The sequence below is a fragment of the Streptomyces sp. Q2 genome (assembly GCF_056820935.1).
The window spans coordinates 1-25,248 of the sequence record NZ_JBXEJE010000024.1 but is presented as its reverse complement, the minus strand read 5'-3'; the positions used below and the strand labels follow the sequence as shown (position 1 = coordinate 25,248).

Genomic DNA, 25,248 nt, shown 5'->3' with positions numbered 1-25,248 from the left:
CGCCCTGGATACGTCATCCGTCCTTACTTTCGGCACTCGCCTCCCGGCTCTCTGTCCAGGCCGTCACCGCTGGGCCATCATCCGAAAACCTGCCGGCCGCAATGGCGCGACCGGCGTGAGTACGGTGACGGCTTCGCGCCGCACCGGGAGGGCGAGCGGGCATGAGCGTGCAGCGACCGCACATCGAACCGGGCAGGCTGTTCATCGGCGGAGAGTGGCGGGACGCGGAGTCCAAGGAGCGGCGCGACGTCGTCGACCCGTCCACCGGCAGAGTCGTCACCACGGTCGCGGAGGCCGACGGGGCGGATGCCGCCGCCGCGGTGGCCGCCGCCCGCGAGGCCTTCGACACGGGGCCCTGGCCCCGGACACCGGCCCGCGAGCGCGCCCGCGTGCTGCATCGGGTGGCCGACCTGGTGCGCGAACGGGCGGACGAGATCGCCGCCGTGGAGGGCCTCGACGTCGGCAAGCCCATCTCGCTCAGCCGGGGGGTGGACGTGGAGACCGTGGCCGAGACGTACGAGTACTACTCGGCGCTGGCGCGGAGTCTCGACGGGGCCACGCGGCAGCTCCCCATACCCGCCCACGCCTACACCCGCAGGGAGCCCATCGGCGTGGTGGGAGCGATCACCCCGTTCAACTTCCCGTTGATCCTGAGCACGTCGAAGTTCGCCCCCGCCCTGGCGGCGGGCAACACCATCGTCCACAAACCGGCCGACGAGACCCCCCTCAGCGCGCTGCTGATGGCGGAGATCCTCGCCGACGCCGGCGTTCCCGCGGGAGTGGTGAACGTCGTCACCGGAAGCGGCCCCGTCCTGGGAGAGGCACTGGTGCGTCACCCAGGCGTCGACAAGATCGCCTTCACCGGGTCGACGAGGGTCGGCCGCCTGGCGGCGAGCACGGCCGGCGAGCAACTCAAGCCGGTCACCATGGAGTTGGGTGGCAACGCGCCGCACATCGTCTTCGAGGACGCCGACGTCGGGAAGGCGATCGGCGCGATCATCAAGGCCTTCGTCTTCAACACCGGACAGTTCTGCATGGGCGGACCCCGGCTGCTGGTCCACCGGTCCCTGTACGACACCACGCTGGGCATCCTCGCCGACGCGGTTCCGGCCGTCCCCGTCGGCGACCCCTTCGACCCGGCCACCGTCGTCGGGCCGATGGCCGGCGAGCGGCACGTGGAGAACGTCGAGCGCTTCGTGAAAGCGGCCGTCGAGGACGGCGGCCGCATCGTCGTCGGCGGTGAGCGCATGGAACTCAACGGCGGTTACTACTACAAGCCCACCGTCATCGCCGGCCTGGACAACGACGCCCGCATCGTCCAGGAGGAGATCTTCGGCCCGGTGCTGACGGTTCAGCCCTTCGACACCGAGGAAGAGGCGATCGCGCTGGCGAACAGCACGCCGTACGGACTCGCCGCCGGTCTGCAGACCTCCGACCTGGCGCGCGCCCATCGGGTCGCCGCGCGACTGGACGCCGGCATCGTCTGGGTCAACGACTGGGCCATGCTCGATCCCGCCATGCCCTTCGGCGGCGTCAAGCAGTCCGGCTACGGACGCGAATCCGGGCCGGAGGCGCTGCAGGCGTACACGAGGACCAAGTCGGTCGTCATTTCCCTCGCCTGAATCCTCGACCGGGTCCGCGCCGAGCGCCTCACCGCCGACGGCCGGTTCTTCGGGCCGGTCGGCACTGGGGAACCGGACGAGCAACCCCACGCATCACACAGCATCCCGCTGGTGATGGTGATGGTGATGGTGATGGTGATGGTGAGGGGGATAGTGATCCTCTGGTCGTATGGGCATCCCGGGACCACCTGTCAGTGACTGCCTTGGGCTGACGACTACCCCCACACGCAAGACTGTTGTGCATGCTCATGCCACAACTCAAGCGAACCCCGAACGCCTGACCGGCGACGATGTCCCAACGTCACGCCATCGAACGATGGCAATGCCGACAGAGCGCCACATTCCGCACTCTCGAAAGCGAGCACAGATTGATCTTGGTTCCAATTGCCAACGCTTGGCCTGATGGCAGACAAGGCGGGTTGATGTGCAGGTCGGCAGAGCTCCTCAGTGGGTGCGCAGGACGTCAAGCGCCGTGAGAGCGACGTGGAGTTCTGTTCGTCGTTCTCCGGATTCGAGGTCACAGTCGAGCAGGCGCTCGATGGTGCGCAGGCGTTGGTAGATGGTCTCCCGAGACAGATTGCCGCGGCGGGCGGCGGTGGTCTTGTTGCCGGCTGCGTCCAGGTAATGGCGCAGGGTTGTCAGCAGGTTGGTGAAATGCCGGGTGTCGTGGTCGATGAGGCGGCCAAGTTGTCGTTCCACGTAGTCCTGGACGCGGGTGTCTTCGCGGAGCGCGTACAGGAGTTGACGCAGGCCGATGTCGGAGAGCTCGTGGAATGATCTGCCCTCGGGGAGGTGTTCACCGGGCACGGCCGCCTCAGCCGCGCGTGCTGCCTCACGGAAGGAGCGAGCGGTGTCGGCGATATCCGTGACCTCCGAACCGACGCTGACGACGGCATCTGGGGATTGATCCAGGAGGCTGCGGGCCAGCCGCTCGACGGTGGGCCGCCAGGGCTGGGAAGGGCGCAGGACCAAGAGGGCGCCGAGGCGGGCGGAAGCCAGTTCGCCGACGAGTGCCGTAACCCCTGCAATTCGCAGTTCGTGGGACAACCAGCCCTCCGCCTCGGCGCCTTCTTCTGTGCGGCCGGCCACCAGGACGGCGAGGAAGCGGCTGTCCTCGGCGGGCAGGCCGAGCGCGGTGAACCGGGCCCGGGCGTCCTCGGGGGAGTGGTGGCGCTGTTCGGCGAGGTCGCGCAGGGCGCTTCGGTGGGCGGTGCGTTCCCAGGTCGTGGGATGGGTGAGGCGCGCGATGGTCAGAGCCATCGCCGTTCTCTCCAGCACCGTGACGTCCTCGGGGCCGAAGCCCACGCCGGGCGGCGCCGAGAGCATCACGACCCGGCCCCAGCGTTCCCCCTGGTATGCGACGGGGACCACGAGCCAAGCCTCGGGTCCGAGTGCCTCGGAGTGGTCACCCGACGGGGTCACCCTGGAGCGACGCTCCCAGTCGGTGAGCACGTCTTGCACCGTCGTGCCGGAGGGCTCGCAGATCAATGCCTGGTGCACCAGGTTCTCCAGGACGACCGTGCGGCCGCTCATCTCCGCCGCCGAACGCACGACATCCTCGGGACCGGCGCCGCGCAGGGTCAGGGCGGTGAACGCTTCATGGATGCGCTGGGTCCGGCGCATGGCGTCGGCTTGGTTGCCGAGGATGAGGGCGTGGACGACCTGGGTGACCTCCAGGAAGTTGACGTCCCTGGCCAGGGTGATCAGGGGGAGGCCGCGAGTTCGACACGCTTGGACGAGCGGCTCGGGTGGGCGGTGGTAGCGCCGTACGAGCTCGATGACCAGGGCCGCGGCTCCGATGTCGGCGAGCTCGTCCACATAGCGGCGCACGCCCGCGGCGTCGTCCGGCAGGGGCATGCCGGTGGTCAGGACGAGTTCGCCGCCCTTGAGGAAGGAGGCGGGGTCCGTCAGTTCGGTGATGTGGACCCAGCGGACCAGCCGGTCGAGATGGGCCGCGCCTGTGACGACCTGAGGCTGCCCCGTTGCCAGCACGGGGAGGGCCAGGACGTCGGCCACGGTGACCGGGCGGCCTGTCGTATGGGTGTCCAGGCCCTCGGTGACCGGCGGCGGGGACGTTCCGGCGTTCTCGCTCATGGTGCCTCCCTACGTGCCCGGACACTGTGACAAGCGGCACTGACCTGCGCAAGAGCTGTTCGGTGGTCGGTCCGGAGCTTCCGTGCGAGCGAGACGCCCGGGGTGGTTGACATAACGTCCGGATGTCGCGGCCCCGCCGGACAGATCGCACGTTGGCGCACCCCTGGTCCGCGGAGATGCTCGGGATACCGCAGCAGTCCGAACATCGAGGCCGGGAGACGAACATGACCGCACTGTCGCCGCACCTTCGCCAGGCCACGCCCGTGGTGGCGGTCCGGGGCGAGGGCGTCCACCTCTACGGCGAGGACGGCCGCCGCTACCTCGACTTCACCGCCGGTATCGGCGTCACCAGCACCGGGCACTGCCACCCGAAGGTCGTGGCGGCGGCGCAGGAGCAGGTGGGCACGCTGGTGCACGGCCAGTACACGACCGTCATGCACCGGCCGCTGCGGCAGCTCGTCGAGAAGCTGGGCGAAGTGCTGCCGGCCGGGCTGGACAGCCTGTTCTTCACCAACTCCGGCAGTGAGGCCGTCGAGTCCGCGCTGCGGCTGGCCCGTCAGGCCACCGGCCGCCCCAACGTCATCGTCTGCCACGGCGGCTTCCACGGCCGTACGGTGGCCGCCGCCTCCATGACGACGTCCGGCACCCGCTTCCGGTCCGGGTTCTCCCCGCTGATGAGCGGCGTGGTCGTCACCCCCTTCCCCTCGGCCTACCGCTACGGCTGGGACGAGGAGACCGCGACCCGCTTCGCCCTGAAGGAGCTCGACTACACGCTCCAGACGATCTCCTCGCCCGCCGACACGGCCGCGATCATCGTCGAGCCGGTGCTCGGTGAGGGCGGCTACGTCCCCGCCACCCGTGCGTTCATGGAAGGTCTGCGGGAGCGGGCCGACCGGCACGGCTTCCTCCTCATCCTCGACGAGGTGCAGACCGGCGTCGGCCGCACCGGCCGTTTCTGGGGCCACGACCACTTCGGTGTCACCCCGGACATCCTCGTCACCGCCAAGGGCCTCGCCAGCGGCTTCCCGCTGTCGGGCATCGCGGCTTCCGAGGAGCTGATGGCCAAGGCGTGGCCGGGCTCGCAGGGCGGCACGTACGGCGCGAACGCCGTGGCCTGCGCGGCGGCCGTCGCCACCCTCGACGTCGTACGCGACGAGAAGCTCGTCGAGAACGCCGACGCGATGGGCAAGCGGCTGCGTCACGGCCTTGAGGCGGTGGCCGACCGCACGCCGGGCATCGGTGACGTTCGCGGCCTGGGGCTGATGCTGGCCACCGAGTTCGTCACCGAGGACGGCAGCCCCGACCCCGACACCGCCGCCCGCGTGCAGCGCGCCGCGATCGACGAGGGCCTGCTCCTGCTGCTGTGCGGCGCCTGGAACCAGGTCGTACGGATGATCCCGGCGCTGGTCATCGACGAGACGGCGGTGGACGAGGGCCTTCAGGCGTGGGAAACCGCGGTCGAGGCCGGCACATCGGGAGCGGCAGGGCGATGACGGACACCACCACGGCCCTGGAATCGCTGGAACCACTGGTCGCGCGGCTCACCGAGACCGCTCCCGGCCTGCGGGTGGAGACCGGACCGGGCTCCACCGGTCCCTACGCCTACGACGCCTCCAACTACCGGGTCCCCCCACGGGCTGTGGTCTTCCCCCGCAGCGCCGACGACGTGGTCGCGGTGCTGCGGGCCTGCAAGGAGACGGGCATCCCGGTCACCGCGCGCGGCGGCGGCACCAGCATGGCCGGCAACGCGGTCGGGCCGGGCGTTGTCCTGGACTTCTCCCGGTACATGAACCGGATCCTGGACATCGACCCGGCCGGCGGGACCGCGCGTGTCGAAGCCGGGGTCGTCCTCGACACGCTGCAGAGCGCGACCGCCCCGCACGGGCTCTCCTTCGGCCCCGACCCGTCCTCGCACAGCCGCTGCACGCTCGGCGGCATGATCGGCAACGACGCGTGCGGCAACCGGTCCGTGCGGCACGGGCGTACCAGCTCGCACATCGAGGCGCTGGAGATCGTGACGGCCGACGGCGTGCGCGCCGTCGCCGGGCGCACCGGACTGCACGCGGCGGACCCGCAGGACGCCGGACTCGTCGCCCGTCTCGAGGCGGACGTACGCCGTCTGATCGCGGACAACCTGGCGCCGATCCGTACCGAGCTGGGCCGCGTTCCCCGTCAGGTCTCCGGCTACCAACTGCACCACCTGCTGCCCGAGCACGGCTTCGACATGGCCCGCGCCCTGGTCGGCACCGAGGGCTCCTGTGCGGTCGTCACCGCCGCGACGGTCCGCTTGGTGGCGACCGCACAGGCTTCCACGCTCCTCACTCTCGGCTACGACGATGTCGTCGACGCGGCCGAGGACGTGCCGGAGATCCTGCGCTGGAATCCCACCGCCGTGGAGGGCATGGACGAGGCGATCGTCGCCACCATGCGTGCCCGCCGCGGCCCGGACTCCGTGACCGGACTGCCCGAAGGGCGGGCCTGGCTGTACGTCGAACTCGACGGCGACGACGAGGCCACGGTCAACACCCGCGCGGCCCAGCTCCTCGACGAGCTCAAGGCACAGGGCCGGATGACCGGCGGGCGGGTCGTGGAGAGCGCGGCCGAACGGCGCTCCTTGTGGCGAGTCCGCGAAGACGGGGCCGGCCTGGCCGCCCGCCTCGTCGACGGTGGGGAGTCCTGGCCCGGATGGGAGGACTCGGCGGTCGCGCCCGAGAACCTCGCCGGCTATTTGCGGGACTTCCGCAAGCTGCTCGCCTCCCATGTACTCACCGGCGTGATGTACGGGCACTTCGGCGCGGGGTGCGTCCATGTGCGCATCGACTTCGACCTCGCGACGGACGTGGGCCGCACTGCCGCCCGCCGCTTCCTGCACGAGGCGGCCGCCCTGGTCGTCGCGCACGGCGGGACCCTGTCCGGCGAGCACGGCGACGGGCGGGCGCGCGGTGAGCTGCTGGAGGTCATGTACAGCCACCGCATGATCCGGGCCTTCACCGCCTTCAAGGATGTATTCGACCCCGAAGGGCTGCTGAATCCCGGCGTCATCGTGGCGCCGGCCCGGCTCGACGCCGATCTGGCGCTGCACACACCCTCCGACGTGCTGCCCGTCGAGAGCCTCTTCTCCTTCCCGCACGACGAGGACGGCTTCGCGGGTGCCGCCCGCCGCTGCGTGGGTGTCGGCCGCTGCCGCTCGGACGCGTCGGCGGGCGGGGTGATGTGTCCCAGCTACCGGGCCACCGGAGACGAGAACGACTCCACCCGGGGCCGGGCGCGAATGCTCCAGGAGATGCTGCGCGGCGAGACGATCCAGGACGGCTGGCGCTCGACCGAGGTCAAGGACGCCCTCGATCTGTGTCTGTCCTGCAAGGCGTGCTCCAGTGACTGCCCGGTCGGCGTCGACATGGCCACGTACAAGGCGGAGTTCCTGCACCAGCACTACAAGGGCAGGATCCGGCCCCGCTCCCACTACTCGCTGGGCTGGCTGCCGCTGACCTCGGCCCTCGCCGGATTCGCCGCCCGCCCGGTCAACGCGCTGCTGCGCGGACCGGTCGGCAAGCTGCTCGCCCGGCTGGGAGGGGTGACCACGAAACGCCGGATCCCGGCCTTCGCCTCCCGGCGCGCACTGCGCGGGGTCCTGCGCGGTGCGAAGGCCGGCGAATCAGCGAGGGCTGTGCTCTTCATCGACAGCTTCACGCGTGCGTTTCGTCCGGAGGTGGCGGGCGCCGCGAGCCGCGTGCTCGCCGACGCGGGCATCCCCTGCACGGCGGAGGACGGCCTGTGCTGCGGCCTGACCTGGGTCAGCACCGGCCAGCTGTCCACCGCCCGCCGCATCATGGCCCGTACGGTCGCCCACCTCGACAACGGCGACGAGCGGCCCATCATCGTGGCCGAACCCAGCTGCGCCGCCGCACTCAAACGCGACGTCCCCGAGCTCCTCGGCACCGACGCCGCCCAGCGCGTCGCGGCCCGCGTCCACACCTTCACCGGCGCCCTGACCGACCTGGCCGCCCCCGACTGGACGCCCCCCGAGCTGCCGGCCGACGTCGTCCTGCAGACCCACTGCCACGAGTACGCCACCTTCAAGGGCAGCCGCCCCCGCGACCTGCTCGCCCGCCTCGGCGTACGGAAGGTCGACGAGGCCGAGGGCTGCTGTGGACTCGCCGGGAACTTCGGCTTCGAGGCCCAGCACTACGACACCTCGATGGCCGTCGCCGACCTGGCTCTGAAGCCACGCCTCGACGCCATCGACGGGGCCATGCCGACGGTCGTGGTGGCCGACGGTTTCAGCTGCGCCACCCAGATCGACCACCTCGCAGGTGACCGGGGCATCCGCGCCCTGCACCTCGCGGAACTCCTCGACCCTGCCGCCGATCAAGCCGTTCAACCAGGAGAGACGTCATGACCGACACACCCACGCAGTTGTTCATCGGCGGGACCTGGGCGGACGCCGTGGACGGCGCCACCATGCCCGTCGACGACCCCGCGACCGGCGAGATCATCGCGCACGTCGCCGACGCCGGCGCCAAGGACGCCCAGCGCGCCGAGGAGGCCGCCGTCCAGGCGCAGGAGGAGTGGGCCCGTACGGCGCCCCGGGTCCGCAGCGAGATCCTGCGCCGGGCGTACGAGATCGTCGTCGAGCGCACCGACGAGCTGGCCCACCTGATGACGGCCGAGATGGGCAAGCCGCTGGCCGAGGCCAGGGGAGAGGTGGCGTACGCGGCCGAGTTCTTCCGCTGGTTCTCCGAGGAGGCCGTGCGTATCGAGGGCGGTCACGGCGTCCTGCCCGACGGCCGCAACCGCATGCTGCTCTCCCGCCGCCCGGTCGGCCCCTGTCTGCTGATCACCCCGTGGAACTTCCCGCTGGCCATGGGCACCCGCAAGATCGGACCGGCGATCGCCGCCGGCTGCACGATGATCCTCAAGCCTGCCCCGCAGACCCCTCTGTCCAGTCTGGCTCTCGCCGCGATCCTCAAGGAGGCCGGGCTGCCGGACGGCGTGCTCAACGTCGTCACCACCTCCCGTGCGGGGGAGGTGTGCGAACCGCTCCTGCGCGGCGGGCGGATCCGCAAGCTCTCCTTCACCGGCTCCACCAACGTCGGACGCCTGCTGCTCGCCCAGAGCGCGGAAGCGGTCGTGCGGACCTCGATGGAGCTGGGCGGGAACGCGCCGTTCATCGTCTTCGAGGACGCCGACCTGGACAAGGCCGTCGACGCTGCGATGGTCGCCAAGATGCGCAACATGGGCGAGGCCTGCACCGCCGCCAACCGTTTCTTCGTCCACAGCTCCCAGGCGGAGGAGTTCGGGCGGCGCCTGGCCGAGCGCATGGGCGCGCTGGTCGTGGGCCCCGGCACCCGGGACGGGGTGGACGTCGGACCGCTGATCGACAGGGTCGGACGGGCCAAGGTCGAGGAACTGGTGGCCGACGCGGTGGAGCGCGGCGCCCGGGTGCTCGTAGGCGGCCGGACGCCCGAGGGGCCGGGTTGCTTCTACCCGCCGACCGTGCTCACGGACGTCGCCTCCGACAGCCGCCTGATGGACACGGAGATCTTCGGCCCGGTCGCGGCGATCCTCACCTTCGACGACGAGGACGAGGTGATCCGCCGGGCCAACGACACCCCCTGGGGCCTCGTCGGCTACGTCTTCACCGAGGGCCTGGACCGCGCCCTGCGGGTCAGCGAACGCCTGGAGGTCGGCATGGTCGGCCTCAACACCGGCCTCGTCTCCAACCCGGCCGCCCCCTTCGGCGGCGTCAAGCAGTCCGGTCTCGGCCGCGAGGGCGGCCGGGTAGGGCTCGACGAGTTCCTGGAGTACCAGTACCTCGCGGTGCCTGTGCGATGACGGCGGTCCTGCCCTGACATACGCCTCCTCGCGCACCGCGCGGGCCACGCCGTGCCCGGCCGCTCTGTCCTCCTGGCCGGGCACGGGGAGGGCCCTGCCTCGCCGCGGGCGGGCCGGGCCGAAGGCGCCCTCAGCGCAGGTGGCGCGCGGTGATCTCCGCCGCCGTCTCGGTCACCAGTCGCCCCAGCTCCGCTAGCCGACCGGGCTCGAAGCGTGAGTCCGGCAGGGAGACGGCCACGGCGGCCAGCGGGACGCCGTCACCGTCCAGGACGGGCGCCGCGATGGCGCAGACCCCCTGCAGGTACTGGTTGTGGTTGACGGCGTAGCCACGCTCCCTGACCCGCCGGAGCTCCGTGCGCAGCTCCCCGGCGTCGGTGATGGTCTCCTCGCCGTATCCCTCGAACGTGCCCGTCGCGAACTCGTCGACCTCGGGACGCGGGAGATGGGCGAGGATCGCGTGCCCGGTGGCCGTGGCGTGCAGCGGTGACGTGTCGCCGATGGTGTGGAAGGTCCGTACGGGATGGTCGCAGTCGACGCGGTCCACGACGACCATGCTGTGCAGCGCGTCCGGCACCGAGAGATGGATGGTCTCGTTCACCGTGTCCCGCAGGCGGATCATGGGTTCGCGGGCGGCGGCGAACAGGCTGGAGCCCTGCAGGGCGGCGGGTCGTACGGCCAGTACCCGGGCGCCGATCTCCCAGCGCGTGGTGTCCCTGCGGTTGGCCCGGAGCCAGCCCGCCTCGGCCAGGGTGACCAGGGTGCGCTGCACGGTCGACTTCGGTAGGCCGAAGAGTTTCGTCAACTCTCCGACGGTAACCGGCTGATGCCTGGCGACCGCCTCCAGGATGCGCAGTGACCTGGTGACGCTCTTCATTTCCATCCGGGGCCCCCGTCAGTCGTGTGGCTTGGTCGCTCACCTTTGACTCCCTCCCCGGAGCCGCGGGCACGATTCATGCCGCATTCTAGCATGGCGTTCCACAATACGGCATGAAGGGGAATGGGGCCCCATGGCCTTCCCGGCGATGAGCGGCGGGAGCGCCCCTGCCCCCGTCACGCCTTGCCGCGCGCGGCGGCCGTCCTGGGCCCGACACCCCCCCGTCGGGCCCGGGGTGACGGCTGCCCTGACATGCGGCGAGGGCCGGCTTGCACGCTGCGACGCGTGCAAGCCGGCCCTCGCCGGTCGGGGGGCCTCTCGGTCCACCGCCTTCCGTCAGCCGCCCAGCAGGCGTCCGCTGATTTCCTCTGCCGCGCCGGCGACGAGGCCACCCCATTCGGACTCCCGAGTCACGTCGTACCGGGAGTCGGGCATCGAGATGGCCACGGCGGCCAGCGGTGTCCCGTTCTCGTCGAGCACGGGTGCGGCGAGGGCGCAGACGCCCGGCCGGTACTGGTTCCGGTTGACCGCGTAGCCGTCGGTGCGGATCCGGTCCAGTTCGGCGCGCAGCTCGTGGGGGTCGGCGGGGGTCGTGTCGCTGAAGCGCTCCAGGCCCTGGGCGATGAGTTCCTCGACGTCCTGCTTCGGAAGCCGGGCGAGGATCGCCCGCCCCACGGCGGTGGCGTGCAGTGGTGAGGTGTCGCCGATGTTGTGGAAGGTCCGTACGGGGTGGTCGCAGTCGACGCGGTCGACGACGACCATGCTGTGCAGTGCGTCGGGCACGGACAGGTGGATGGTCTCGTTCACCGTGTCGCGGAGGCGGATCATGGGTTCGCGGGCGGCGGCGAACAGGCTGGAGCCCTGCAGTGCGGCGGGTCGTACGGCCAGTACCCGCGCGCCGATCTCCCAGCGTGTCGTGTCTTTGCGGTTCGCGCGCAGCCAGCCCGCCTCGGCCAGGGTGACCAGGGTGCGCTGCACGGTCGACTTCGGGAGGCCGAAGAGTTTCGTCAACTCTCCGACGGAGACCGGCTGATGCTGGGCGACCGCTTCCAGGACTCGCAGCGATCTGGTGACGCTCTTCATTTCCATCCGGTTTCCCCCCGTTAATCCGCGGAATTTCTGCTGGACACCTCTTGACTCCCCTCCGAGCCGCTGTCATTCTCGTGCCAGATTCTAGCACGGCGTTCCACAATGTGGCACGGTCCAACGGAGGAGATTCCGAAGAAGTGGGCCGGCGCCGCGAGACGCGGCGGCTGTGAGCCGAGGACCCGAGGAAAGGGCCTGGCCCCCGCCCAAACCACCTTGAACCAACCAGCCTCACGCCGGGCGCTCAGCATGCGCCTCGGCGATACGAAAGGAAAGCCCAGTGTCAGCTGCCAGGAAGCGCGTCGCCGTCGTCGGCGTCGGAACGATGGGCAGCCAGGCCGCCTGGCGGCTGGCGGCCCGCGGCGCCGAGGTCGTCGGCTACGACCGGTTCGCCCCCGGCCACGACCGCAGTGCCGCCGGCGGTGAGACCCGGATCTTCCGCAGCGCGCACTTCGAGGACTCCCGCTACGTTCCGCTGCTCCAGCACGCCGACGCCCTGTGGGAACAGCTCCAGCAGGAGACCGGCCGTGAGCTGCGCCGGCTGACCGGCTGCCTGCTGATGGGGCCGACCGATCACCAGCAGATGGCCACCGTCCTGCAGTCCATCGAGGAGCACGGCCTCGACCACGAGGTGCTCGATGCCGAGCTTCTGGCGAAACGTTTCTCCCAGTACCGCATCGAGGACGGCGACGCGGCCGTGCTCGACCGCCGCGCCGGTTTCATCCGCCCGGAGCTGACCATCCAGAGCGCCGCCCGCCGCGCCGAGCAGCTGGGCGCGGTGATCCACCGCTACAGCACGGTCCGCGAGATCGTCCCCGTCGCGGGCGGCGTCGAGATCCGCACCGACTCCGGCAGCGAGCGCTTCGACACCGCCGTCGTCACCCCCGGCCCCTGGGTCAACGACCTGCTGCCCGACCTGCCGTGGGAGGTGGACGTCCGCCGCCTGGTCAGCGCCTGGTACGTGCCCACCACCCCCGAGGCCTGGTTCGGGGAGGAGCGCCCGGCGTTCATCCGCACGGCCCCCACCCACTGCTACGGCCTGCCCTCCCCGGACGGCATCTCCGTCAAGCTCGGCCTCTCCCGCGCCCTGCACCAGCCCGCGGGCGACCCGAACCAGCTGGACAGGACGGTGCAGCCGGAAGAGCTGGAGATCTTCTCCGAGCTGATCGAGCGTCACATGCCGGACCTGCACCCGGACCCCACCCGGCTCTCCGTCTACATGGAGGGCTACACCGAGAGCAGCCGCCCCCTGGTCGGCCCCCTGCCCGGCGCCGAGAACGTGATCCTGCTCGCCGGCTTCTCCGGCCACGGCTTCAAGCTCTCGCCCGCCTTCGGCGACATCGCCGCCGACCTGGCGCTGGACGGCACCTCGCCCCAGCCCATCGACTTCATCTCCACCGTCGGCCGTACGGAGGCATGACCATGAACGACGCCACCCTCACCGTCGGCTCCCTCGAGGCCCAGCCCGGCACCAAGGCCCGCGGCACCGTCCAGGCCGACCTCGGCACCCTCACCGCGGACATCCCGCTGACCCTGGTCAACGGTTCCCGCCCCGGACCCCGAGTCGTCATCACGGCGGGCGTGCACGGCGGCGAGTTCACGCCCATCGACGCCGCCGTACGACTGGCGGACAGGCTGGACCCCCGCGAGGTGCACGGGCAGGTGATCATCTGCCCCGTCGCCAACCCCAACGCCGTGTACGAGGGCCGGCTCAACGTCTCCCCGGTCGACGGCGTGAACATCAACCGCGTCTTCCCCGGCGACCCGGACGGCGGCCCCACCGAGCGGCTGGCCGCCTGGCTCTTCACCCACCTCGTCGACGGCGCCGACGTCTACGTCGACCTGCACTGCGGCGGCATCGACCAGGTCCTGCGGGACTTCGTCGGCTACCGACTCACCGGTGACCCGGACCTCGACAAGGCCACGGCCGAACTGTCAGGCTCCTTCGGCATCGAGGACGTCATCCTCGGGCTGAAGTCCGACGGCGGCAACAGCCACGCGGCCGCCGCCCGCCGGGGCATCTCGGCGGTACTCGTCGAGGTGGGCGAACTCGGGCAGCGGGACGAGGCCACGGCGCTCCGCCGCGTCGACGGTCTGCTGGGAGCACTGCGCCACCTGGGCGTCCTCGACCAGGACGGCTCCGCCCCGGCCCCGATCCGCGAATGGGTCTGGTCCGCCGGTGTCACGGCCGAGGCCGCGGGCCTGTGGTACCCGGAGTTCTCCTTCGACGGCGACGTCATCGGCGAAGTGGCAGAAGGCGATGTCCTCGGCCGCATCGTCGACCCGGCCGACGGCCGGGAGCACACCGTCCACGCCCCCGCCGGCGGGCGGATCTTCTACGGCATGCACGGCCTCACCGTCGCCCACGGCGACGAACTGGCCGCCATAGCCGTCCCCTGGGACCCCGACCAGGCCACGCGAACTGAAACCCTCCGGACCCCCGGCGTCGGCGTCGCACCCGACGAGGCGGATCCCCGCCCGTAGAACCCCACCCCAGCCGCCCCCCTTCCCACGTCCAGCACCACCCAGGAGGCACACGATGACGAATCGATATGCGGCTCTGCCGCGTGGCGCCCGGATAGACCGCCGGCTCTTCCTGCGCGGAGTCGGCGGAGTCACGGCGGGCCTCGCCGCCGCGTCCGCCCTCAGCGCCTGCGGCACCGGCACCAGCCGGTCCGTCGCCGGTAGCGGTGGCAAGAGCTCCAAGACGCTCGTCGTCCGCAACAGCGGTGGCACGTACGGTGACGCCAACCAGGCGGCGGTCTACGACGCGTTCACCAAGGAGACCGGCATCCAGATCAAGGTGGTGAACATCGCGTACGCCCAGCTGCTCGCCCAGATCAAGCAGGGCCGTCCGCAGTTCGACCTGATCGACACCTCCATGGCCGACATCGTGCGCTTCAAGGACGAGGACGCCACCGAGGAACTCGACTACGGCCGCCTGAAGAACACCAAGAACACGGGCATCGCCGACTCCCTGATGATGACCCACGGCGTCGGCAAGAACTACTGGGCCAGCGTCATGGCCTACCGCACCGACGCCTTCGACGGCAAGAAGCCCGAGAGCTGGGCGGACTTCTGGGACACCAAGGCGTTCCCCGGCAGTCGCGCTCTCCAGGCCCGGGACGCCGACCTGCCCGAGTTGGAGTTCGCCCTCCTCGCCGACGGCGTGCCCCTGGACAAGCTGTACCCCCTCGACGTGGAACGAGCCTTCAAGTCCCTCGACAACATCCGGGGGTCCGTCCGCAAGTACTGGGACACCGGTGCCCTCCCCGGCCTGCTGCTCGGCCGCGAGGAGGTCGTCGCCACCAGCGTCTGGCACGGCCGTCTCGACGCCCTGATCAAGGGCGGCTCACCGATGGCGTATCAGTGGAACGGCGCCCGCCGGCAGAGCAACGGCTTCTGCATCCCCAAGGGCGCGGCGAACCCCGACGCCGCCTACCAACTCGTCGACTTCGCGCTGCGTCCCGACATCCAGGCCGCCTACGCCGAGGTCTACCCGATGGCCCCGGTGGTGCCCGCCGCCTACAAGAAGCTCTCCCCGGCCGCCGCCGACAACCTGGCCAGCTCGCCCGATCACCTGAAGTCCGGTTTCGACCTCGACGTCGAGTGGTGGATCAAGAACGAGGCCGCCGTGTCCAAGCGCTGGCAGGAGTGGGTCAATGCCTGAGCTGAACCTGAAGTCCCAGTCTCCGGCGTCCCCTTCGGTCTCTCCGTCGCCGGGGACCGGCACCGGAAAACCCCTCTCTGTCACGGGACTGCGCAAGACGTACAGCGGCGTGACCGCTGTCGACACGGTCTCCATGGAGATCGCGGGCGGCGAGTTCGTCACCTTCCTGGGGTCCTCCGGTTCCGGCAAGACCACCACCCTGATGATGATCGCCGGGTTCTGCGAGCCCGACTCAGGCAGCATCGTCGTCGGCGGCCGTGACGTGACCCGCCTCGCCCCACAGAAGCGCGGCCTCGGCTTCGTCTTCCAGCAGTACCTGCTCTTCCCGCACATGACGGTGTGGGAGAACGTCGCCTTCCCGCTCCAACTGCGGGGCGTGCCCAAGGCGGAGCTGCGCCGCCGGGTCGGCGAGACCCTGGAGATCGCCGGACTCTCCGCCTTGGCCCGCCGCCGGCCGCGCGAGCTGTCCGGCGGGCAGCAGCAGCGTGTCGCGCTGTGCCGGGCGCTGGTCTACCGGCCGCCGGTGATCCTCATGGACGAGCCCCTCGGCGCCCTCGACAAGAAGCTGCGCGACCAGCTCCAGACCGAGATCAAGCGCATCCAGCAGGAACTCGGCCTGACCGTCATCTATGTGACGCACGACCAGGAGGAGGCGCTCGTTCTGTCCGACCGGATCGCGGTGATGCGCGATGGGCGGATCGACCAGTTCGACACCCCGCGTGAACTCTTCGAGCGCCCGCGCACCCCGTTCGTCGCCGACTTTCTCGGGGCGGCCAACTTCCTTCCCGGCACCGTCCACCAGCAGACCTCTGAACAGACCCTCGTACGGCTCGACACGGGAGGCCTGCTCAAGGCCCGCCCGCAGTCGGGAGTGGAGGGAGCACGGGTACGGGCCGCGGTCCAGCCCGGCCGGCTCGGGCTGTGTACGCCGGGCGACGGGTTCTGTACCGGGACCGTCGAGACAGTCACCTACGTCGGCACGCTCGTCCGTGTCACCGTTCGCCCGGCGGGCGACGCCGACACCGGCCTCGTACGGCTGGAACTCCCGGCCGGCAAGGCCCCGGTCGTCGGCGAGCAGGTCAGCCTGACGGCCCACCCCGACGACGTCAGCGTCTTCGCGGTGGAAGGGGGCGGGTGAGCATGGCCGGATCCGTCCTCGCCCCCGCGCCCCCGGCTCCGGGCCCCGCGACCACCGCCGCCCGCACGGGACGGCTGCACCGGCTGCGCCGCGCGCTGTCCGAGCGCCGCACCCGCTTCGGGCTGCTGAACGCCGCACCCGTCGTCATCTACCTGCTGGTGCTGTTCGTCTACCCCATCTTCAGCACCCTGCTCCTCAGCCTCAAGGGGGAGGAGGGGGGATGGACGCTGCACTGGTACGCGGACGCACTCCGGGGCTCCAACCTGGAGGTCCTCTTCACCACCCTGCGGATCTCCGCCGAGACCTCGCTGCTCAGCCTGGTCATCGGGTTCCTGCTGGCCGCCGCCGTCTCCCGGCTCAAGCCACTGTGGGCCGGCCTGGTGATGATCATCGTCGTCGTGCCGCACTTCATCAGCGCGCTGGTGCGCACCTACGGCTGGATCATCCTGCTCGGTGAACACGGCGTGGTGAACAACGCCCTGACGGACCTGAAGGTCCCCGGCGCTCCCTTCCAGATGCTCTACAACGAGATAGGCGTGGTCATCGGCACCACCTCCGTGATGCTGCCGTACACCGTGCTGCTGCTGTACGCGGTGATGCGCGGCATCGACCGCCGGCTCCCGGCCGCCGCGGCCAGCATGGGCGCGGGACGGCTGACGATCTTCCGCCGGGTCTACCTGCCGATGGTCGCTCCCGGCCTGGTCAACGCGGGCATCCTGTGCTTCATCCTCTGCCTCGGCTACTACCTGACCCCCGCCCTCATGGGTGGTCCGAAGCAGACCATGGTCGCCTCGCTCATCAGTGAGCAGGTGATGAAGCAGAACCAGTGGAACGGCGCTGCCGCGCTCGGCATCATCCTGCTCCTCCTCACCTTCGGAGGTCTGCTCCTGCTGCGGCTGGTCAAGGCCGTGAGCGAGGCCGCGAAGAATCGGGGTATCTCATGATCGCGCTGCGCTCGACACTGGCCGGGCGGATCTTCCTGACCGTCGCCTCCACGGTGATCCTGCTGTTCCTCGCCCTGCCCATCGTCCTCATCGTCGTCACCTCCTTCGGCAAGGACGCCTTCGGCGCCTTCCCGCCGGACTCCTGGACGCTGGGCTGGTACAAGGTGCTGTTCGCCGACGGCAGCAAGTGGCCGGCCGCGCTCTCGCTGAGCGCCCTGATCGCCTCGCTGACCACCGTGTTCTCGCTCCTCCTGGGCATCACGGCGGCCACGGCACTGGTCCGCAGCAACCTGCCGCTGCGCTCGGCGGTGTACGGACTGGTCCTCGCCCCGCTGGTGATCCCCCAAGTGGTCATCGCCCTCGGGCTGTTCCTGCTCTTCGAGCCGGCCGCCATGCTCGGCAGTCCGATCGCCATCGCCCTCGGCCACACCGTGCTCGCCTCACCGATCGCCGTGATGATCCTCATGGCCACACTGAAGGGCATCGACGAACGGCTGGAGGACGCGGCGGCCAGCATGGGCGCGAACCGGCTCACCGTCGCCCGGCGCATCACACTCCCACTGGCGATGCCCGGCATGATCGCCGCCGCGGTCTTCTCCTTCATCACCAGCTTCGACGAGTTCTTCATCTCGCAGTTCCTGTCCTCGGTGGACACCACGACCCTGCCCGTGCAGGTGTTCAACGTCCTTCAGTTCGATGTCGACCCGTCCGTGACGGCCATCAGCGCGGTGCTCATCGCGATCGCCGTCCTGGCCCTCGTCCTGGTCGCCGCCGTGCGCCGACTCGGCGGTGGCGGAAAGCAGGACGGTCTGCTGCCGACGGAGCCCGCGGTGGGCCTGTCCACCGGGAGTGAGACCTCATGACCACCAGCACCCGCACCCCGGCCGGTGAACTGTCCGCCACCGCGGCCAGACACCTGCTGCTCAACATGACCCCCAACGGCTCGCTCGGCCCGGAAGGCGAGAACCTCCTCGTCATCCGGCGGGGCGAGGGCCCGTACGTCGACGACGCCGACGGCAGGCGCTACATCGACGGCCTGTCCGGGCTGTACTGCTGCCAGCTCGGCTACTCCTACGGCCCCGAGTTCGCCGAGGCGGCGGAGAAGCAACTGCGCGAGCTGTGCTACAGCCCGCTGTGGACCTCCTCCGCGCACCCGACGGCGATCGAACTCGCCGAGCGGCTGTCCCGGATCGCCCCCGTGGACATCGAGCACACCTTCTTCTCCAGCGGCGGCGCCGAAGCCGTCGAGACCGCCTGGAAGATCGCCCGCCGCTACCACGCGCTGCGCGGCGAACCGGGCCGCACCAAGGCCATCGCTCGGCGCGGCGCCTACCACGGGCTGACCATCGGCACCCTGTCTCTGACCGACGACCCCGGCCTGACGGAGCCGTACGGCCCGCCGGCGATCGACACCCGGTTCGTGGCCAACACCAACCGCTTCGGTCTCGCACCGGAATACGCGGACGACGGCCTGTACACGGCCCGTCTGCTCGCCGAGCTGGAGGACGCGATTCTGGCCGAGGGCCCGGAGACCGTCGCCATGCTCATCGCCGAGCCGGTGCAGAACCGGGGCGGCTGCATCACCCCGCCCCAGGGTTACTGGCAGGGTCTGCGGGCGCTGGCCGACCGGTACGGCCTCCTGCTCGTCGCCGACGAGGTGATCACGGCATTCGGCCGGCTCGGGGAGTGGTTCGGCGGGGACCGCTACGGCGCCCGCCCGGACATGGTCACCGTCGCCAAGGGCATCACCGCCGGTTACGCCCCCATGGGGGCAACTCTGGTCAGCCAGGGTGTCGTCGAGGTCATCAACCGGCCCGGCGCGGTCCTCAACCACGGCTACACCTTCGCCGGGCACCCGCTGAGCGCGGCCATCGCCCTGCGCAACCTGGAGATCATGGAGCGGGACCGGATCCTGGAGAACGTCCGTGACCTCCAAGGCCACTTGGCGGGCCGCATGGCATCCCTAGCGGACCTGCCGATCGTCGGTGACGTCCGGGGCGCCGGGTTCTTCTACGCCTGCGAACTCGTCGGCGACCACGAGGACGGCGGCTTCGGCGACACCGCCCGCGCCGACCTGATCGTCGACCTGATCCCGCGCCGGCTGCGCGAGGCCGGCCTCCTCGCCCGCGTCTACAACCGGTCCGCGCCACTGGTCCAGATCGCGCCCCCGCTGATCAGCGACCGGGCCCTTCTCGACCGTATCGCCGACATCCTCGCGGAGACCCTCGCCGAGGCGTCCGCCCGCATCTGATCCATGTTTCGGAAAGGAACGACATGTACTCCATCGGTCCACTGACCGTCGCCCCCGGCGAGCGCGCCCAGGGCCTCATCCCGGTCGGCACCAGCAGCTACGGTGTGGAACTCGGCATCCCACTGATCGTCCTCAACGGCGCGCAGGACGGCCCGGTCCTGTGTGTGGACGCCGGCGTGCACGGCGACGAGTACGACGGCCAGGAGGCCGTCCGCCGCGTCGTCGCCGAGATCGACCCGGCCACCCTGCGCGGCACGCTCGTCGCCATCCCCTGCATGAACACTCCGGCCTTCGAGGCGGCGGCCCGCACCAGCGGCCTGGACCACCTCAACCTCAACCGCATCTTCCCCGGTGACGCGGACGGCTCGTACTCGCTGCGCCTGGCCGCCACCTTCGTCGAACAGGTCGTCCCCGCCATCGACGCCCTGGTCGACCTGCACACCGGCGGCACGTTCGGTGAGATCGCCCCGCTGGTCATCCTTCAGGGCGGCTACGAGGAACTGGCGACGGAGATGGCCCTCGCGGCCGGCCACGAGCTGGTCTGGAAGGGCGGCAAGTGGGGCGGCACGGTGCGCCATCCCACCCTCGCGGCGGGCAAGCCCGCCATCACCATCGAGGTCGGCGGCGGCACCTACCGCGAGGAGAACGTCGCCCTGCACATGCACTCCATCCGCAACATCCTCCGGCAACTCGGCATGATCGACGGTGCGGCGGAGTTGCGGGACACCTACACCGCTGTCTCCGGCACTTTCGCCCGCTCCGACGCCGGCGGCTTCTTCGTCGGCCACGCCGAGCCGGGGGACACCTGCAAGGAAGGCGACCTGATCGCCCACATCGTCGACCACTACGGCAACACGCTGGAGGAGGTCCTCGCCCCGCAGGACGGCATCGTGCTCTGGGTCCGCCGGATCCGTACCGTCCGCCCCGGCGACGAGGTCGTCATCTTCGGCGAGGTGCAGGGAGAGATCCGGCCATGACCGGCGAACTGCGGTTGACCGAGCTGCTGATCGACGGCAAGCAGGTGCCCGCCGCCGACGGACGCTTCTTCACGGTCCTCGACCCGTCCGACGGTGCGGTCATCGCCCCGGTGGCGCTGGCCGGCAAGGCGGACGTGGACCAGGCGGTGGCAGCGGCACGCTCGGCCCTCACCTCTCCCGAATGGGCCCGTATGCGGGCCGCCGACCGAGGCCGGGTCCTGTACCGGATCGCGGAGGCCATCCGCTACCAGGGCGAACGGCTGGCCCGCCTGGAGAGCCAGGACGTCGGCAAGCCGCTCCGCCAGGCCAAGGCCGATGTCGAGGCCGCCGCCCGGTACTTCGAGTTCTACGCGGGCGTCGCCGACAAGCTCGGCGGCACGACGATCCCCCTCGGCCCCGGCCTGATCGACTACACCGTGCGCGAGCCGATCGGCGTCTCCGGCCAGATCATCCCGTTCAACTACCCGCTGCAGAACACCGCGAGGGGCTCCGCTCCGGCGCTGGCGGCCGGCTGCACCGTGGTGCTCAAGCCGTCGCCGGAGGCGCCGCTCACGCCGCTGGAGATCGGCAGGATCGCGCTGGAGTGCGGTCTGCCGCCGGGCGTTCTGAACGTCGTCCCCGGTGACGGGGAGACGGGTGCGGCTCTCGCCGGGCACCCCGGGATCGACCAGGTCACCTTCACCGGCTCGGTGCCGACGGGCATCAAGGTCGCCCAGGCCGCCGCAGCCAACGTGGTGCCCTCCGTCACCGAGCTGGGTGGCAAGTCCCCGGTCGTCGTCTTCGCCGACGCCGACTTCGACCTGGCGCTGACAGCCGTCGCGGCCTCTGCCTTCGGCAACGCAGGCCAGACCTGCTCGGCCGGCACCCGGCTGCTGCTCCAGCGGGGCGCCGAGAAGTTCCTCGACAAGCTGGTCGCCCACGCCGCCTCGCTGCGCATCGGCCCGGGGCTCACCGACCCGGACATCGGTCCGCTGGTCGCCGCCCGGCAGCGCGACCGGGTGCTGGGCTACCTCGAAGTGGCCCGGCAGGAGGGCGCGGTGGCGCGGGCCGGCGGCGGTGCGCCGTCCGATCCGGCCCTGGCCGACGGCTACTACATCGAGCCGACCGTCCTGACCGGCCTGACCAACGACGCCCGTTGCGCCCGCGAGGAGATCTTCGGCCCCGTCGTCACCGTCATCGAGTTCGACGACGCCGACGAGGCACTGGACATCGCCAACGACAGCCCGTACGGCCTGGCTTCCTACGTCTGGACCCGCGACATCGACAAGGCGATGCGTCTGGCCGAGGGCATCCGGGCCGGCCAGGTCTACGTCAACGCCACCGGCGTCGGCACCGGCGTGGAACTCCCCTTCGGTGGCTACAAGCACAGCGGCTGGGGGCGGGAGAAGGGTCTCGCGGCCCTCGACAGCTACACGCAGACCAAGAACGTCTGCATCGGCTTCGGGGGGCGGGCATGAGATATCGCACGCTGGGCGAGCGCGGCCCGACCGTCTCCGTGGTCGGTGTCGGCGGCAACAACTTCGGCTCCCGTCTGGACGAGGACGGCACGAAGGCGGTCGTCCACGCGGCCATCGACGCGGGCATCACCCTGTTCGATACCGCCGACATGTACGGCGGGTTCGGCGAGAGCGACAGTGGGCGCGGCGACGGCGAACGGCTCCTCGGTGCCGCCCTCAAGGGGCACCGCGACGAGGTCGTCCTGGCCACCAAGTTCGGCATGCAGATGGGTCAGGAGGCCGACCTCTACGGCCGGCGGGGAGCCCGCCCCTACATCCGGTACGCCGTCGAGGCGTCGCTGCGCCGCCTGGGCACCGAACGGATCGATCTGTACCAGTACCACGAGCCGGACGGCGTCACTCCGCTGGAGGAGACCGTCGCCGCGCTCCGTGAACTGGTCGACGAGGGCAAGATCGGCCACATCGGCTGCTCCAACCTGCCGGCCGAGCAGCTCACCGGCGCCTTCGTGTCGATCCAGGCCCGCTACCACCTGCTCGACCGCGGCGTGGAGCAGGACCTGATCCCGGCCTGCCTGCACAACGGCGTCGGCCTGCTGCCGTACTACCCGCTGGCCAACGGCCTGCTCAGCGGAAAGTACCGGCGCGGTGAGCAGCCCCCGGCCGGCAGCCGGTTGTCCTGGCGGCAGGGCTGGCTCACCGACGCGGCCCTCGACAGGGCCGAGGCGCTCACCGCGTACGGCGCCGAACGAGGACTCACCCTCCTCCAGGTCGCCGTGGGCGCACTCGCCGCGCTCCCCGCCGTCGGCTCGGTCATCTGCGGCGCCATGACCCCCGAACAGGTCACCGCCAACGCGGCGGCGGCCGACTGGATCCCCGACCCGGCCGACCTGGCCGCACTCGACGCGATCGTCACCCCCGGCGAACGTGTCGTCTGAAGCCACCGAATCCCCTTCGTCATCCGAATTGAGGCTGAACACCATGCGAGAGATCGTCACCTTCGACGCCTATGCGACCCTGATCAACTTCGAGCTCGGCCCCACGACCCTGAAGGTCCTCGAAGACCGGCTGGACCTGGACAACCTGGACGTCGACGAGTTCCTCGACGACTTCCGCGTCATGCGCTTCCAGGCCGTCCTGGAGGCCTACCGCCCGTACCACGAGATCCTGCACTCCAGCCTGCGCAACGCCATGCGCCTGCACGGCCTGGAGTACCGCGAGTCCGACGGTGACGCACTCGTCGAGGCCGTGCCCACCTTCGGCCCCTTCCCCGAAGTCCCGGACGCGCTGCGCGCCCTGAAGACCAAGTACGAGATCGCGATCATCTCCAACACGGACGACAACCTGATCGCGCGTAACGTGGAGAACATCGGCGTCGAGTTCGACTACGTCATCACCGCCCAGCAGGCCGGCGCCTACAAGCCGGACCGCCAGACCTTCGAACACGCCTTCACGACCATGGGCGTCAAGCCGTCCCAGGTCATCCACACCGCCCAGGGCTGGGAGTACGACCACATCCCGACGCGCGACCTCGGCCTGAAGCGCCGGGTGTGGATCAACCGCTACGGCCGCCCCGGCAGCGCCGACTACCAGCCCTACGACGAGCTGCCCGACCTGTCGGGCCTGCCGAAGCTGCTCGGCTGCTGACCGACGGCGCAACCGGTAACAGACCGAGAACACAGAGGACGCATGCCATGAAGCAGATCCCCTACTGGCTGGACACAGCCCCCGCCTTCCCCGACCGTTCCGGAAAGGACCTGCCCGACGCGGCGGACGTGGTGGTGATCGGCGGCGGTCTCACCGGCCTGTCCACCGCCTACCACGCCGCCCGTAAGGGCGCCCGGGTCGTCCTGGTCGAGAAGGACAAGGTGGGCTCGGGCGCCTCCGGGCGCAACGGCAGCATGTGCACCCAGGGCATCACCATCAGCCCCGCCGAGGCGCGCAAGCGTTTCGGGCAGGAGCGGGCCCGTGAGCTGTACGACTCCTTCCGCGAGGCGGTCGACGTCGTCGAGGAGCTCACCCGCACCGAGAACATCGACTGCGACTTCAACCGCTCCGGGCGCCTCGGCGCGGTCTGCAAGCCCGGGCACTTCGATGGCCTGCGGGCCAAGCAGCGCGATCTGGCCGACAACTTCGGCCACGAGACGATCGTCCTGAGCAAGAGCGAACTGCGGGCTGAGCTCGGCACGGACTACTACCACGGCGCCCTGCTCGACCCGCTCAGCGCGGGCCTGCACGTGGGCAAGTTCGTCGGCGGCCTGGCAGACGCCGCCGAGCGTGCCGGCGCCGAGATCCACGAGCGCAACGCCGCCACCGGCCTCACCCGCCTCCCCGGCGGCGGCTTTCTGGTGGAGACCATGAACGGCACCATCCGTGCCAAGCAGGTCATGGCGGCGACGGACGCCTACACCGACAAGTCGATGCCGTGGTTCCGCAAGCGGCTGATCAACGTCGGCAGCTTCATCATCGTCACCGAGCCGCTGGGGGAGCAGCGCGCCAAGGAGCTCATCCCCAACGGCCGCCTGCTGGTCGCCCACAAGAACGTCGGCCACTACGTCCGCCTCACCCCCGACAACCGCCTCGCCTTCGGCGGCCGGGCCCGCTTCGCCCCCTCCAATCCGGCCTCTGACATCAAGAGCGGCGACATCCTCAAGCGGGAGATGACTGAGATCTTCCCGCAGCTGGCCGGGACGCGGATCGACTACGTCTGGGGCGGCATGGTCGGCTTCTCCTGGGACCGTATCCCGCACGCGGGCGACGTCAACGGCCTGTACTACTCCATGGGTTACTGCGGTCACGGCGTCCAGATGGCCACCTACATGGGCCGCGCCATCGCCGAGATGATGGACGGCAAGCCGGAGGCCAACCCCTTGCGCGGCCTCGGCTTCCCGAAGGTGCCCGTTCCCTTCTACAACGGCACCCCCTGGTTCCTGCCGTTCGGCGGCGCCTACTACAAGGCCAAGGACAAGCTGCTCTGAGCCGATGGCGATGCCGATGCCGACGGCGTCGAAACCGCGGGGACTTCCCCAGCAAGGGTCCTGGGACGTCCCCGCGGTTTTCCGGTCTCGCGGCCCGTTGCCGCACCCACTCACGTCCACGCCTGGACCGCATCGAGGAAGGCCCGCTCCGGAATGACCGCCGTCACCCGCAGTGAACACGATCTGCTTGGCCACCGGGACGTTCCCGTAGACGCCTACTGGGGTGTTCACACGCTGCGCGCCACGGAGAACTTCCCCATCACCGGCACCCGGATCTCCGCCTATCCGCACCTGATCGACGCGCTCGCCGCCGTCAAGGAGGCCG

The 25,248-nt window shown here is 70.5% G+C and carries 19 protein-coding genes and 1 pseudogene; 17 read left to right on the top strand and 3 right to left on the bottom strand.

Translation table 11 applies throughout. The features are described from left to right. Positions 1–161 precede the first annotated feature (161 nt). Complete coding sequence (locus ACWBNA_RS26115) at positions 162–1,622, top strand: aldehyde dehydrogenase family protein (RefSeq protein ID WP_482706952.1); 1,461 nt, start codon at positions 162–164, stop codon at positions 1,620–1,622. Positions 1,623–2,066: 444 nt separating this feature from the next. Here the strand turns inward: ACWBNA_RS26115 and ACWBNA_RS26110 are convergent, their stop codons facing one another. Continuing rightward, positions 2,067–3,716 carry a PucR family transcriptional regulator gene (locus ACWBNA_RS26110; RefSeq protein ID WP_482706951.1) on the bottom strand — a complete coding sequence of 550 codons (1,650 nt, stop codon included), beginning with the start codon at positions 3,714–3,716 and terminating at the stop codon, positions 2,067–2,069. A 224-nt stretch (positions 3,717–3,940) separates the two neighbouring features. Between ACWBNA_RS26110 and ACWBNA_RS26105 the strand changes: the two genes are divergently transcribed. The 3 genes from ACWBNA_RS26105 to ACWBNA_RS26095 are packed head-to-tail and all read left to right on the top strand — an operon-like array spanning position 3,941 to position 9,551. Further along, positions 3,941–5,209: an aspartate aminotransferase family protein gene (locus ACWBNA_RS26105; RefSeq protein ID WP_482706950.1), complete on the top strand. Its 1,269-nt coding sequence runs from the start codon at positions 3,941–3,943 to the stop codon at positions 5,207–5,209. Then, positions 5,206–8,115 (top strand): FAD-binding and (Fe-S)-binding domain-containing protein, encoded by a 2,910-nt coding sequence (locus tag ACWBNA_RS26100; protein ID WP_482706949.1) that lies wholly within the window; start codon positions 5,206–5,208, stop codon positions 8,113–8,115. Before ACWBNA_RS26105 ends, ACWBNA_RS26100 begins: the two co-directional genes overlap by 4 nt. After that, on the top strand, positions 8,112–9,551 hold the full coding sequence (locus tag ACWBNA_RS26095) for an NAD-dependent succinate-semialdehyde dehydrogenase (RefSeq protein ID WP_482706948.1): 1,440 nt from the start codon (positions 8,112–8,114) through the stop codon (positions 9,549–9,551). Before ACWBNA_RS26100 ends, ACWBNA_RS26095 begins: the two co-directional genes overlap by 4 nt. 130 nt (positions 9,552–9,681) lie before the next feature. Here ACWBNA_RS26095 and ACWBNA_RS26090 read toward each other — a convergent pair whose 3' ends face one another. Together ACWBNA_RS26090 and ACWBNA_RS26085 are read right to left on the bottom strand one after the other, a co-directional pair. After that, positions 9,682–10,425, bottom strand: a complete 744-nt coding sequence (locus ACWBNA_RS26090) for an IclR family transcriptional regulator (protein WP_482707072.1) — start codon at positions 10,423–10,425, stop codon at positions 9,682–9,684. A 336-nt stretch (positions 10,426–10,761) separates the two neighbouring features. Beyond that, positions 10,762–11,508 carry an IclR family transcriptional regulator gene (locus ACWBNA_RS26085; protein WP_482707071.1) on the bottom strand — a complete coding sequence of 249 codons (747 nt, stop codon included), beginning with the start codon at positions 11,506–11,508 and terminating at the stop codon, positions 10,762–10,764. A 283-nt stretch (positions 11,509–11,791) separates the two neighbouring features. On the opposite strand from ACWBNA_RS26085, the gene solA reads away from it, so the two are divergent. The 13 genes and pseudogenes from solA to aspA all read left to right on the top strand — a co-directional run. Next, positions 11,792–12,931 carry an N-methyl-L-tryptophan oxidase gene (solA, locus tag ACWBNA_RS26080; protein WP_482706947.1) on the top strand — a complete coding sequence of 380 codons (1,140 nt, stop codon included), beginning with the start codon at positions 11,792–11,794 and terminating at the stop codon, positions 12,929–12,931. A gap of 2 nt (positions 12,932–12,933) precedes the next feature. Continuing rightward, the gene (locus ACWBNA_RS26075; protein WP_482706946.1) at positions 12,934–13,995 is read left to right on the top strand and encodes a M14 family metallopeptidase; all 1,062 of its coding nucleotides are present in this window, start codon (positions 12,934–12,936) and stop codon (positions 13,993–13,995) included. Positions 13,996–14,050: 55 nt separating this feature from the next. Continuing rightward, positions 14,051–15,181 carry an ABC transporter substrate-binding protein gene (locus ACWBNA_RS26070; RefSeq protein WP_482706945.1) on the top strand — a complete coding sequence of 377 codons (1,131 nt, stop codon included), beginning with the start codon at positions 14,051–14,053 and terminating at the stop codon, positions 15,179–15,181. Then, positions 15,174–16,319, top strand: a complete 1,146-nt coding sequence (locus ACWBNA_RS26065) for an ABC transporter ATP-binding protein (protein ID WP_482706944.1) — start codon at positions 15,174–15,176, stop codon at positions 16,317–16,319. The genes ACWBNA_RS26070 and ACWBNA_RS26065 overlap by 8 nt, the downstream gene beginning before the upstream one ends. 2 nt (positions 16,320–16,321) lie before the next feature. Beyond that, positions 16,322–17,263 carry an ABC transporter permease gene (locus tag ACWBNA_RS26060; RefSeq protein WP_482706943.1) on the top strand — a complete coding sequence of 314 codons (942 nt, stop codon included), beginning with the start codon at positions 16,322–16,324 and terminating at the stop codon, positions 17,261–17,263. Beyond that, positions 17,260–18,126: an ABC transporter permease gene (locus tag ACWBNA_RS26055; RefSeq protein WP_398407432.1), complete on the top strand. Its 867-nt coding sequence runs from the start codon at positions 17,260–17,262 to the stop codon at positions 18,124–18,126. Before ACWBNA_RS26060 ends, ACWBNA_RS26055 begins: the two co-directional genes overlap by 4 nt. Next, positions 18,123–19,514 (top strand): aminotransferase class III-fold pyridoxal phosphate-dependent enzyme, encoded by a 1,392-nt coding sequence (locus ACWBNA_RS26050; RefSeq protein WP_482706942.1) that lies wholly within the window; start codon positions 18,123–18,125, stop codon positions 19,512–19,514. Before ACWBNA_RS26055 ends, ACWBNA_RS26050 begins: the two co-directional genes overlap by 4 nt. A 23-nt stretch (positions 19,515–19,537) precedes the next feature. Further along, positions 19,538–20,491 (top strand): succinylglutamate desuccinylase/aspartoacylase family protein, encoded by a 954-nt coding sequence (locus tag ACWBNA_RS26045; RefSeq protein ID WP_482706941.1) that lies wholly within the window; start codon positions 19,538–19,540, stop codon positions 20,489–20,491. Beyond that, a complete protein-coding gene (locus tag ACWBNA_RS26040) occupies positions 20,488–21,948 on the top strand; it encodes an aldehyde dehydrogenase family protein (RefSeq protein ID WP_482706940.1) in 1,461 nt (486 codons plus the stop codon). Before ACWBNA_RS26045 ends, ACWBNA_RS26040 begins: the two co-directional genes overlap by 4 nt. Beyond that, complete coding sequence (locus tag ACWBNA_RS26035; RefSeq protein WP_482706939.1) at positions 21,945–22,883, top strand: aldo/keto reductase; 939 nt, start codon at positions 21,945–21,947, stop codon at positions 22,881–22,883. The genes ACWBNA_RS26040 and ACWBNA_RS26035 overlap by 4 nt, the downstream gene beginning before the upstream one ends. A 43-nt stretch (positions 22,884–22,926) precedes the next feature. Further along, positions 22,927–23,592, top strand: a complete 666-nt coding sequence (locus tag ACWBNA_RS26030) for a haloacid dehalogenase type II (RefSeq protein ID WP_482706938.1) — start codon at positions 22,927–22,929, stop codon at positions 23,590–23,592. Positions 23,593–23,639: 47 nt separating this feature from the next. Next, positions 23,640–24,923: an NAD(P)/FAD-dependent oxidoreductase gene (locus ACWBNA_RS26025; protein WP_482706937.1), complete on the top strand. Its 1,284-nt coding sequence runs from the start codon at positions 23,640–23,642 to the stop codon at positions 24,921–24,923. 153 nt (positions 24,924–25,076) lie between these two features. Next, positions 25,077–25,248 (top strand): annotated as a pseudogene (gene aspA / locus ACWBNA_RS26020) (aspartate ammonia-lyase); the annotation flags it as partial.

Bases quoted from the DNA above. Each gene is read 5' to 3' on its own strand.
- ACWBNA_RS26075 (WP_482706946.1), top strand. From the start codon at position 12,934: ATGAACGACGCCACCCTCACCGTCGGCTCCCTCGAGGCCCAGCCCGGC.
- ACWBNA_RS26050 (WP_482706942.1), top strand. From the start codon at position 18,123: ATGACCACCAGCACCCGCACCCCGGCCGGTGAACTGTCCGCCACCGCG.
- ACWBNA_RS26055 (WP_398407432.1), top strand. From the start codon at position 17,260: ATGATCGCGCTGCGCTCGACACTGGCCGGGCGGATCTTCCTGACCGTC.
- ACWBNA_RS26105 (WP_482706950.1), top strand. From the start codon at position 3,941: ATGACCGCACTGTCGCCGCACCTTCGCCAGGCCACGCCCGTGGTGGCG.
- ACWBNA_RS26065 (WP_482706944.1), top strand. From the start codon at position 15,174: ATGCCTGAGCTGAACCTGAAGTCCCAGTCTCCGGCGTCCCCTTCGGTC.
- ACWBNA_RS26030 (WP_482706938.1), top strand. From the start codon at position 22,927: ATGCGAGAGATCGTCACCTTCGACGCCTATGCGACCCTGATCAACTTC.
- ACWBNA_RS26085 (WP_482707071.1), bottom strand. From the start codon at position 11,508: ATGAAGAGCGTCACCAGATCGCTGCGAGTCCTGGAAGCGGTCGCCCAG.
- ACWBNA_RS26090 (WP_482707072.1), bottom strand. From the start codon at position 10,425: ATGAAGAGCGTCACCAGGTCACTGCGCATCCTGGAGGCGGTCGCCAGG.
- ACWBNA_RS26045 (WP_482706941.1), top strand. From the start codon at position 19,538: ATGTACTCCATCGGTCCACTGACCGTCGCCCCCGGCGAGCGCGCCCAG.
- ACWBNA_RS26095 (WP_482706948.1), top strand. From the start codon at position 8,112: ATGACCGACACACCCACGCAGTTGTTCATCGGCGGGACCTGGGCGGAC.
- ACWBNA_RS26035 (WP_482706939.1), top strand. From the start codon at position 21,945: ATGAGATATCGCACGCTGGGCGAGCGCGGCCCGACCGTCTCCGTGGTC.
- ACWBNA_RS26110 (WP_482706951.1), bottom strand. From the start codon at position 3,716: ATGAGCGAGAACGCCGGAACGTCCCCGCCGCCGGTCACCGAGGGCCTG.
- ACWBNA_RS26100 (WP_482706949.1), top strand. From the start codon at position 5,206: ATGACGGACACCACCACGGCCCTGGAATCGCTGGAACCACTGGTCGCG.
- ACWBNA_RS26025 (WP_482706937.1), top strand. From the start codon at position 23,640: ATGAAGCAGATCCCCTACTGGCTGGACACAGCCCCCGCCTTCCCCGAC.
- ACWBNA_RS26040 (WP_482706940.1), top strand. From the start codon at position 20,488: ATGACCGGCGAACTGCGGTTGACCGAGCTGCTGATCGACGGCAAGCAG.
- ACWBNA_RS26070 (WP_482706945.1), top strand. From the start codon at position 14,051: ATGACGAATCGATATGCGGCTCTGCCGCGTGGCGCCCGGATAGACCGC.
- ACWBNA_RS26060 (WP_482706943.1), top strand. From the start codon at position 16,322: ATGGCCGGATCCGTCCTCGCCCCCGCGCCCCCGGCTCCGGGCCCCGCG.
- ACWBNA_RS26115 (WP_482706952.1), top strand. From the start codon at position 162: ATGAGCGTGCAGCGACCGCACATCGAACCGGGCAGGCTGTTCATCGGC.